10 protein-coding genes are annotated in these 9,665 nt (G+C 59.7%); 6 read left to right on the top strand and 4 right to left on the bottom strand.

Annotation, left to right across the window (positions count from 1 at the left end; translation table 11 throughout):
- Positions 1-9: 9 nt before the first annotated feature.
- Positions 10-510 (bottom strand): DUF2243 domain-containing protein, encoded by a 501-nt coding sequence (locus ACFPFW_RS05005; RefSeq protein ID WP_114958474.1) that lies wholly within the window; start codon positions 508-510, stop codon positions 10-12.
- A 236-nt stretch (positions 511-746) separates the two neighbouring features.
- Between ACFPFW_RS05005 and ACFPFW_RS05010 the strand changes: the two genes are divergently transcribed.
- Together ACFPFW_RS05010 and ACFPFW_RS05015 are read left to right on the top strand one after the other, a co-directional pair.
- The gene (locus tag ACFPFW_RS05010; RefSeq protein WP_114958473.1) at positions 747-1,316 is read left to right on the top strand and encodes a peptidase S14; all 570 of its coding nucleotides are present in this window, start codon (positions 747-749) and stop codon (positions 1,314-1,316) included.
- On the top strand, positions 1,313-1,816 hold the full coding sequence (locus tag ACFPFW_RS05015) for a metallophosphoesterase (protein WP_162799786.1): 504 nt from the start codon (positions 1,313-1,315) through the stop codon (positions 1,814-1,816). The genes ACFPFW_RS05010 and ACFPFW_RS05015 overlap by 4 nt, the downstream gene beginning before the upstream one ends.
- A gap of 13 nt (positions 1,817-1,829) precedes the next feature.
- Here ACFPFW_RS05015 and ACFPFW_RS05020 read toward each other — a convergent pair whose 3' ends face one another.
- Both ACFPFW_RS05020 and ACFPFW_RS05025 read right to left on the bottom strand, forming a co-directional pair.
- Entirely contained in the window at positions 1,830-2,804 is a 975-nt protein-coding gene (locus ACFPFW_RS05020; RefSeq protein WP_114958471.1) for a TIGR03885 family FMN-dependent LLM class oxidoreductase, read from the bottom strand.
- A complete protein-coding gene (locus ACFPFW_RS05025; RefSeq protein WP_114958470.1) occupies positions 2,801-4,426 on the bottom strand; it encodes an alpha-amylase family protein in 1,626 nt (541 codons plus the stop codon). Before ACFPFW_RS05025 ends, ACFPFW_RS05020 begins: the two co-directional genes overlap by 4 nt.
- Before the next feature lie 646 nt (positions 4,427-5,072).
- Between ACFPFW_RS05025 and ACFPFW_RS05030 the strand changes: the two genes are divergently transcribed.
- Positions 5,073-5,318: a hypothetical protein gene (locus ACFPFW_RS05030; protein WP_114958469.1), complete on the top strand. Its 246-nt coding sequence runs from the start codon at positions 5,073-5,075 to the stop codon at positions 5,316-5,318.
- Positions 5,319-5,597: 279 nt separating this feature from the next.
- On the opposite strand, the gene ACFPFW_RS05035 is transcribed toward ACFPFW_RS05030, so the two are convergent.
- Positions 5,598-6,026, bottom strand: coding sequence for a DUF1236 domain-containing protein (locus ACFPFW_RS05035; protein ID WP_114958468.1), 429 nt, complete (start codon positions 6,024-6,026; stop codon positions 5,598-5,600).
- 105 nt (positions 6,027-6,131) lie between these two features.
- Between ACFPFW_RS05035 and ACFPFW_RS05040 the strand changes: the two genes are divergently transcribed.
- The 3 genes from ACFPFW_RS05040 to ACFPFW_RS05050 all read left to right on the top strand — a co-directional run bounded on the left by ACFPFW_RS05040 (position 6,132) and on the right by ACFPFW_RS05050 (position 9,594).
- Entirely contained in the window at positions 6,132-7,409 is a 1,278-nt protein-coding gene (locus ACFPFW_RS05040) for a phospholipase D-like domain-containing protein (protein WP_379769699.1), read from the top strand.
- Between the two features lie 80 nt (positions 7,410-7,489).
- Positions 7,490-8,764, top strand: a complete 1,275-nt coding sequence (locus ACFPFW_RS05045; protein ID WP_114958467.1) for a hypothetical protein — start codon at positions 7,490-7,492, stop codon at positions 8,762-8,764.
- Complete coding sequence (locus ACFPFW_RS05050; protein WP_114958466.1) at positions 8,761-9,594, top strand: COG3904 family protein; 834 nt, start codon at positions 8,761-8,763, stop codon at positions 9,592-9,594. Before ACFPFW_RS05045 ends, ACFPFW_RS05050 begins: the two co-directional genes overlap by 4 nt.
- Positions 9,595-9,665: the final 71 nt, after the last annotated feature.

Genomic DNA, 9,665 nt, shown 5'->3' on the forward strand with positions numbered 1-9,665 from the left:
GCCCGGTGATCAGAGTGTCTCACCCGGCGATTGGCGCTTGCCGGCCCGCAGCAGCATCCCGCCGACGAGCAGCATCGCCGCGCCCCAGATCAGGAAGCCGATATCCCAGAAGATCCACTGCTCACGTGGCACGGTTTCGTTGACGTGGTGCAGATCAAGCAGATGATGATCGATAATCCCCTCGACCAAGTTGAAAAGCCCGAAGCCGATTAACATGCTCCCGACGAGCATCTTGCCTGACCACCACAGATGACCGCGATGCGCAGCTCGCCAGAGCAGGGCGAGACCCAGCACGACGAACACGTAAGTCGAGGCATGAAATAGCCCGTCCAGGAGTGTGTTGAACTTCAGATTCGACACCGTATCGGCGGGATAGCCGGCACTCGTCACCATATGATGCCACTGCAGGATCTGGTGCAGCACGATTCCGTCAAAGAACCCGCCCAGACCCAGTCCAAACAGAATGCCTGCTGAGATAGGAAAACGGCGTTCTTTGCGGTTGTCGGCCATGATAACTACCTCGCCGCTTTCCTTCCCCATCCAACACGCCGAGAGCGGGTTCGTTCAGACCGTCACCCGGAGGATTTGGTTGTTCGGACAACTGCCGATCAACGTTGAAATCGGGGAGTTCTCCCGCCAGCTTCTTGATCTCTAGAGTCGACCAGAACCGCAGAACCGAATTTACCCAATCACGCGAACTTAAGCGCGCCTGGGGTGTTTTGGCCGATCACCCGAGAAATGCACTCATGACGGCCCTGTCACTCACCTCCTCTAACTTCCGAAACCCGGCCATCCTTCTCGCCGGCCCCGTCGACCATGCGATGTACGCGAATTTCCGGTCGCAACTCGCCCAAGCTCCGGCAGAGGGCTTGATCGTTATCGAGTTGTCGACACTGGGCGGCGATCCAGAAGTGGCGAGAATGATGGGTGAGGATGTTCGCTTTCACAGCGAGAACGACCTGAGCCGTAGGTTCGTCTTCCTTGGCAAGGCAGCGATTTACTCTGCCGGCACAACGTTCATGGGTTTCTTCACTCGGCCGAATCGATACCTGACGCGTGGTACCCGGCTCATGATCCATGAACGTAAGCTGACTAAAACAATTTCCGTCGATGGCCCGCTGACTGCCTGTGTAGCGAACCTTCAAGCCACGCTCAATGAGATCGAGGCATCGATCCGGATCCAGAACGAAGGCTTTGCCAACCTGATCGTTGGCTCTTCAGTATCCATGGAGGAGGTGCTGCAGAGGGCCCCCACAAATTGGTACATCGAGGCCACCGAGGCTCGGGACCTGGGGCTCATAGAAGCGGTGATCTGATGATCTTCTTTACTGGCGACACCCATTTCGGAGATCCACGCATTCTTCGCATCGACAGGCGCCCTTTCGCCAGCGTCAGTGAACACGACGAAGCGTTGATCGCTAATTGGAATGACGCGGTCTCACCGGACGATGAGGTCTGGCATCTCGGCGACTTCTCCCTCGGACTTGCAGAGAACCGGATGCTCAACATCCTGGAAAACTTGCACGGAACCAAGCATCTCATCATCGGCAACAACGACGGTCCCACCACGATCACCGCGCCCCATTGGGCGAGCATTCAACATTATCGCGAACTAGTCATCGATGAGACCGAACTGGTTCTCTGCCACTATCCCTTCCGAACGTGGAACCACATGGGGCGCGGAGTGATCAATATGCACGGCCATAGCCATGGCAAACTCAAACCCCTGCCCCGCCAATACGATGTCGGTGTCGACGTTTTTGCCTTCCGGCCGGTGACGCTTGAGGTAATCAAAGCGTCACGGAAACGAGCATAGCCAGCGAGATCCTTTACGTGGCAAAGCTTGGTAGGACGTCGATGCCGAACGCCTCGATGAATTCCGTTTGATTACGTCCAACGTTGTGCAGGAAAATCTCTGAAACTCCCATGTCGGCGTCCTCTTTCAACCAGCTCACGTGCCGGTTGAGGTCAGAGGAGATGCGCACATACTCATCCATATCCTCCGGTCGGACGTGTTTGGACGCACCGTCGAAATCAGCCGGATGGCGCAGATTGGCAGCTAGCGAGGCAGTGATGGCATTGCTCCGCCACTGATCGTAAGCGTTAAGGCGTGCAGCATCGTTACCCTCCGCGTAGCTCACGTGAACCTGAAGCACGATCGGCTTCCCCTCCCCCCCACCGGCGTGGAACTCCTGAATCATGTTCTTCATCGCGTCGCGCGATTGATTGACCATCAGCAACCCGTCAGCAAAACCCCCAGCCCAACGAGCGGTATCGGCCGTCAGTGCAGCAATCAAAAGTTTCGGCGTTTCGAGTGGCCTAGTGTACAACTTCGCCTCGTTGACCGCGATCGGATGGCGGGTTGTCACTGTACCCCCAGCCAGCAGTTCACGAATGATGTCGGTGGCAGCTCGGAGTCTGTCGTTGCGCTCCTGCTTCGATGGCCATCTGTCGCCCACGACGTGCTCGTTCATCTCCTCCCCGCTTCCAAGAGCGACCCACGGCAACCGTCTCGGAAACATGTCGACGGTCGTGGCGATGGCTTGTGCGACGATAGCAGGATGATAGCGCCATCCGCCTGGGACGGTGATTAGTCCAAGCGTCATTGCATCGGTGGATTGGAGAGCGGCGCCCAGCCAAGCCCAGACGAAGCCGGAATGCCCCTGCCGCTCACTCCATGGAGCGAAATGGTCTGAGGACATAGCAGCCACGAAACCGGCGTTGCTAGCTTGCTTGACATAGCCGATCAGTTCCCGCGGTGAGAACTGCTCGTGCGAGGCATGGTACCCAATCCTGATTGTCATGGCATGCCCTCGAGCCTGGACCACAGGTATTGATAAGGCTCGAGCTCAAGCCTGACGCGGCCTTCCTCGATGTGGATGTGCATGTCGCCAATCAGATCGTGAAGCTGAGCGCGCCCGGATAAGCCGATTTGGAAATCCACCCGCGCCCGCCGACGGGAGAGATTGTGCAGAAACAGCATGCCTCCCCCCTCGTGCTGACACCGATGGCCAAAGACCGATTTGTGTCCTGTGGGAAACGACGTCAGGGGAGCCCTCTTGAGGGCGATGCTATCTCGGCGAAGCTGACTGAATTTGCGGATTTTGTTCAGGAGCGAAGTCGGATTGCTATCCTGCTTTTCCACGTTGACGCGCCGGGATGAGAACGGTCCATTCTTCATTGTCGGTTGGATGAGGTTTTTCGCCGATGCCGTGGAAAAACCGGCATTGCGAGCTGCTGACCATTGCATTGGCACCCGCACGGAATTGCGGCCCTGTTGGCTCAGATCTTCTCCGATTCCGATTTCGTCGCCATAGATCAGCGTCGGTGAGCCCGGGAGCGAAAACAGGAGACTGTTCACCAGCTCCAAGCGCTTACCGTCGCCCGCGAACATGGGCGCGAGTCTGCGGCGTATGCCACGGTTGTAAAGGCGCATTCTCTGTTCGGGAGCAAAAACGTCACAGGTCTCGAGGCGATCCTCATCGGACAGGCGCGATAGGTCCAACTCATCGAGCGTGCGGAGGAAGTTCGCCCAGCCACAGTTTTCTGGCGGGACAGGCAGAAGGGTGATCGCATGCTCGATCGGCGCGACCTCCTCGCGAGCAAAAGCGAGGTAGAGATGCGCGTTGAGAAAAAAATTGAAAAGAAGGCCGAGTTGATCAGCATCGCCAAAGAAGCGGCCAATCTGATCCGGAGGAACGTTGGCTTCCCCAAGCAGGAGACCGTCCTCGCGCCGAGCGCAGACCGTCCGATGCATGTCGCGCAGCGGGCCGTTGGGATCTTCAGGAGCGGATCGGTCTAGACCGTTTTCACCGACGATAATCGGCGCCGCATCGACCCGGAAACCGGCAACACCGAGTGCCATCCAGAAGTCGATGATCTTAATGATCTCGCCTCGGACTTCTGGATTCGCAACATTCAGATCCGGTTGATAGTGATAGAAGCGATGGAAATAGTAAGAAGAGGCGACCTCGTCGTAGGTCCAGACCGTGTCCTCCTCTCCCGGGAAGATGGTCCGGTCATCAGCTTCCAGCCTAGGCGGCCTCTCAGTCCAGACGTAGTAATGACGGAAACGGCTTCGCGGATCCCGACGCGCGGCCTGGAACCACGAATGCTCGTCCGAGGTGTGGTTCACCACGAGATCGGCAATGACGCGGATGCCCTGCTCTCCAGAGCGCTGAATGAACGTGACGAAATCCTGGAGTGTCCCAGTTTTGGGATTGATCCGATAATAATCGCGGATGTCGTATCCGTTGTCTCGATCGGGCGTATCGTAGAAGGGCAGGAGCCACAGACAGGTGATGCCGAGGCTACGCAGATAAGGTAATTTCTCGGTCAGCCCTTGAAAATCGCCGGCGCCGTCTCCGTTGCCATCATAAAATTTCTCGACGTCGACCGCGTAGATGACGGCGTCCTGATACCACATCGGCTGACACTCCGACTTCCGATCCGAAGCGCCAACGCCGCCACGTTGCCGGGGTTCCGGGCACTGCAACGTTAGGGGCGCCGCAATGGCAACGAGCAAGCCTCTTTGAGGCAGACGATTTGGAATCAATTTAACCGCTCGAGAATAACTCGCCGCGGCATCAGGAAATTGTGCAGCTGGTGAGGGTAGCCCGGTGGCGCTGATCGGATGGGAAGCTCGGGCGCAGCGCTGTCGACAAAGAAGTAAGGACCGTCAAGCCCCAGTCGCGGCACGGTCCAGGTTCGACTGGGGAGCGTGTTGAGCCGACACCAACGTTTGTCATCGATGCCTCAGCCCAGATGACGGCCGAGTTTACGATTCCGCGTATGTATTTTGATCGGGACTTCCGCTGATCGTTTGACTGCCGCGCAGCCCGCCGTGACAGCGTTGTTATTCACTGCCAACTCGCCAAGGTTGGCGGAAGCGCGAGGGGACCTCAGCGCCTTCGAGCGCGCGAGCACGGAGGTCTTCGACGCCATTGCCCCCGGGCGGTCACGCTGTCTCTGCAGGGCGTGACGGCCCGTTCACATTGACCCGCAGCGAAAAAACACAGGCCGAAACCTTTTGGCTCTTTGCGCCGTTGAAGGGCTCCACAATGGAGAACCAAATGACCAAGTTCATTGCCGTTGCCGCTACGACTCTGATGATGGCCGCCTCGCCGCTCGCGGTTGCGCCGGCCTCTGCAGCCAGCGTGAATATCCATGTCGGCGGCGGCCATCATCAGGGCCACGGCTATCATCACCGGAAGGTCGTCGAGAAGCGCATCATCCGGCACGATCGCTGCTCCACCAAGACAGTCATCAAGCACCGCAACGGCGAGCGAATTGTTCGCAAGGTTCGCACGTGCGGCTAACTACGCTCGACTTCGCTGGCGGTTGCCCTCGCCAGCTGAAAAGGCCGCCGCCGGCCCCTCTATAAGCCAGTGGCGGCCGCTCCGATTGATGGTATGCTACGGTTTCCAGCCAGTTTTAAGTGTCCCAGGAAGGGACGACCCGCCGGCCGCTCCCCCCAGCCTGGCCGGCATTCGCCGTCGTCCCGTCTGCATGCGGACCACGGTTTAGGGCCGTCACCTTTGGCTGGGTGACGGCCCTTCTTTATAGGCGCTTAGCAGCCCTCGTCTTCCGGCGCGACGCTAGTTAATGACTTGGAGGACCTTCCTCGACGAAGGCTCAACGATCACCCGTTTCTCATTGACCACAGCGTAAGTGTATTTCTCGTATCGAGGCACCGGTTGAAGCACCACGGTTTCAGGTAGCGGTTGGCCCACCTGCACCTCCTGCTCGATGACCACGGACCGCGGCGGCGGCGCCTCCATCACCACCGTCCGTACCTCCGCCGGCGGCGGATCAATCGCGGTTCCGATGGCGGCTCCGGCAACACCGCCGACAACGGCGCCGACAGGTCCGCCGACCACCGCACCAGCGGCAGCGCCGCTAGCGGCCCCAGCTCCGGTACCCTCAGCGAAAGCTGGGTTAGCGGCGATGAGAGCGATGCTCATTAGGATTATTTTCTGCATAACAAGTCTCCCTTCATGGAGAACTGAAAACTCGACGACCGACATCCGCGTTCCTGAAGAACGATTTGATCGAGCTTCCTTAAGACGGGAACGAACAGGCTGTCCTCACGTTTCGACCGCGAACGATCGCACCGACATCGAGGAGGCAACTTGAATTCGAACAAGTTGGTAATTTGGCTGATCGGCTGCGGCGTCGGGGCGATCGTCGCGCTACTGGCAATCAATCTGAAACCGGACGAACGACATCTCGACCGCCCCATTCCGCAGAATGTGACCTCTGCGAATCCGAACTTCCCGCCGGCGATGGAGGGGGTGATTGGGTCATCGATCGAGACCGGACACGCCATCCAGACTCTGGTGAACGGCGACGAGATATTTCCGGCAATGCTTGACGCGATCGAACGCGCCGAGCGGTCCGTGAATTTCGAGACTTACATCTACTGGTCGGGCGATGTCGCAAATCGCTTCGCGGACGCGCTTTCTCGCAAGGCATCCGGCGGAGTGCGCGTTCACGTCCTGATCGACGGTGTCGGTGGCGCCAAGATGGAGCGTTCATTGATTGAGCGGATGAAGTCCGCCGGTGTCGACGTGCAGATTTTTCGTCCCGTCCATTGGTACACTCTCGATCGCGTCAACAATCGTACCCACCGGAAAGTGCTGGTCGTCGACGGCCGGATCGGCTTCACCGGCGGTGTCGGCATCGCTGACGAGTGGAACGGCAACGCGCGGTCTCCCAGTGAATGGCGCGACAATCATTACCGCGTTGAAGGTCCTGTCGTTGCCGGCTTGCAATCGTCGTTCGTCGAGAACTGGCTCGAAGTCACAAACGAGCTTCTTATCGGAGAGGACTACTTCCCGCCCCTAAAAGCGGCCGGGAAGCTTGCGGCACAGACGGTGAAGAGCTCTCCGTTTTCGGGCAGTGAGAACGTTCATCTGATGCTGCTGATGGCAATTGCTGCCGCGACCGATCATATCCGGATCGAGATGGCGTACTTCGTGCCGAGCGAAGTCGCCATTCAGCAACTCATCGAGGCGCGCAAGCGCGGCGTCGAGGTCGAGGTGCTCGTGCCCGGCGATCACGTCGACAATGCCGGGGCGCGCAGCGCCTCTCGCTATCTCTGGGGCGAGCTACTGGAAGCGGGTGTCCGCATCTATGAGTTCGAACCCACTATGCTGCACGTGAAGTTTGTGACCGTTGACGATGTCTGGGCCACCGTCGGGTCCGCGAACTTCGACGAGCGATCATTTGGCCTCAACGATGAGGCCAATCTGACCGTGTTCGACCAAGGCTTCACGCAAACACATATCGACATCTTTGAAGCGGACAAGCGGCGGGCCCGCGAGGTCACGTTCGAGGACTGGCAAAACAGGCCCCTTCAGCAGAAGGCAATTGACCTGATCTGGAGCGCACTCGGCAGCCAGATGTGATAGCCCTTCCCTGATCGACACAATCCGAACGAAAAGCCCCCCGATACTTTCCATAAATTCCTTTCGGGTGGGCATTCTTCATGGCTTCTGCACTGCGCGACGGCGTCAAAGGTATCGACGTCACCATGCGCATCACTCTCGGCGTACTGGCTCTGGCCTCAGGCGTGTACACCTATCTTGGTGTCCGCGATCTCTTGGATGGGTCGGCGGTCGTTGTCGCCTTCGCGGCCTTGATCTATTCCGTGGCCGTCTCGGTCGCGATCTTCACGTTCTGGTCGTTTCTATTGACCTTTCTCCCGCAGGTCCGAGACGTGGCGAGCCGGCTCTGGCTGTTTGCCGCAATGGCGCTTGGCTCGCTGATGATCTGTGCCATGTCGGCATGGCTGAATGCCGCCGCTCTGGCGGGCGCCGCGGCGATCGAGCAGCATCTTGCAACGACCCTTCAGGCATACACCCGTGATCTCGATACCGCGCACAATCGGGCGATCGGGGCTCAGAGCTTGCTGCCCGACATCCAGCTCGCATCCACCCGGTTCGCCCGTCTCGCTGATGCGGAACGCAGCGGCGCCCTGACGGGAACAGGCGGGTCAGGAACCGTCGTCCAGCTTCTCAGCCAAATGTCGAGCCAACTCGACGATCTCGGGCGTCAGGTCGGCGAGAGCGCCGAGCGGGCGAAGGCCCTCTACACCGAGGGCAGTGCCCAGATCGCGAAGATGCGTGAACTCGTCTCTGGCCAAGGCAACATCAAGACACGAAGCGATGCGTTCGGTGCCGAGGCGATGAAACTCGTCGGCACGGTGGCCTCACTTGAACAGACGTCGATGGCGCCTGCAGTCAGGCGAGCCGCGGACGATCTGGCCAAGAGCTTCATCGCGCCGGCCGCGGACGGAAGAACAGCCGATCTCGCCGGTCGCCAGAATGCGGTGGTTGGTAGCGTCGAGAAGGCCGTCGCCGCCCAGGCGCACGCGCTTTCGCAGGCAGCCGACACAATCATCGGGACCGGACCGGTTGAGCCGGCTCGGTTCCAGCCGCTGTCGACCGCTGAAGCCGTGCTGCGCTATGCGGGTGACTTCCTGCCGAGCTGGGCGGGCGCGATCTCCATCGACCTGCTGCCGGCCGTCTTGGTCATCATCCTCTGCGTGGTTCACGCGGCGATACGACGGGAGGGCGAGCTTGCCGATGCGGAGACGATGACAGCGGCTGATCTCATCACGGCGATGCGTCTCCTCCGCACCGTCGATGGTGAGCGACGGGAAGCGGTCGTGGACGTCGGCGACATCGACGATCTGGAAGTCGTGCGCGCGACAGAGGCCAACGTTACGGCCCTCGCGCCTCGCGGAGCTAAGAAGGAATGAGTCTGAGCGGGACCCCGGCTCCCTCCGATCCCGCCTGGAGACGCATTCTGGGCGAACGACCGGACGAGACGTTCCTGCGAGCGATGTTCCGGTTGCTCGTTGCCGGGTCTGTGTTCGTGTTGGGCTATGACGTGATCGAACGCGTGCAGAACGCTCCGGACCAAGCTGCCACGACCCTGCTGCCGGGGGAGGCTCCTGACGTTCAGCCGTTCCTTCCATCGGCTCGGCCCGATTTCGCCGAACCGGGAGAGAAGCGACCTGGGCGCGCTCCCCGCGCCGAACTGCAAAAGCCAATGACGATCGAGCTGGTGTCGGGCGGCCGCCTCGAGCTCACCGGTGTGATCACGCCAGGTAGCGCTAACCGCCTCAAGGATGAAATCGACAAGCGCGGCGACTACGTGAAAAGCGTCGTCCTCAACTCTCCTGGCGGTTCGGTCCAGGATGCCTTGGCGATGTCGAAACTGATCAGGGCGAAAGGTCTATCCACGCGCGTTGAGACCACCGGACATTGCGCCTCCTCGTGTCCTTTGGTTTTCGCAGGTGGAGTAGAAAGATTGGCGGATAAAGGTGCGTCGATCGGCGTCCATCAGGTCTTCGCGCTATCCGCGGCCGGTGCATTGGCGGATACCGGCATGGCCGACGCGCAGCGGGTCTCAGCCGAATGCCAACGCCTTCTTGTCGACATGGGCGTGGATCCGAGGGTCTGGATCCACGCTATGGAGACGCCTCCTCAGGAGCTGTTCTACTTCACCCCCGAGGAGCTGATGTCGCTCAAATTGGCGACAGCGATGTCCAAACCCGCTGCCGCACGCGGCGCCGCAGCCAAGTAGACTCGGATGCCCCGAAATCGAGAAGTCACCTCGGCTGACTGACGTCCACGGGACCGGTCAGACCAGAATTG

This window comes from Flaviflagellibacter deserti, from assembly GCF_042652085.1.
GTDB lineage: Bacteria > Pseudomonadota > Alphaproteobacteria > Rhizobiales > Methylopilaceae > Flaviflagellibacter > Flaviflagellibacter deserti.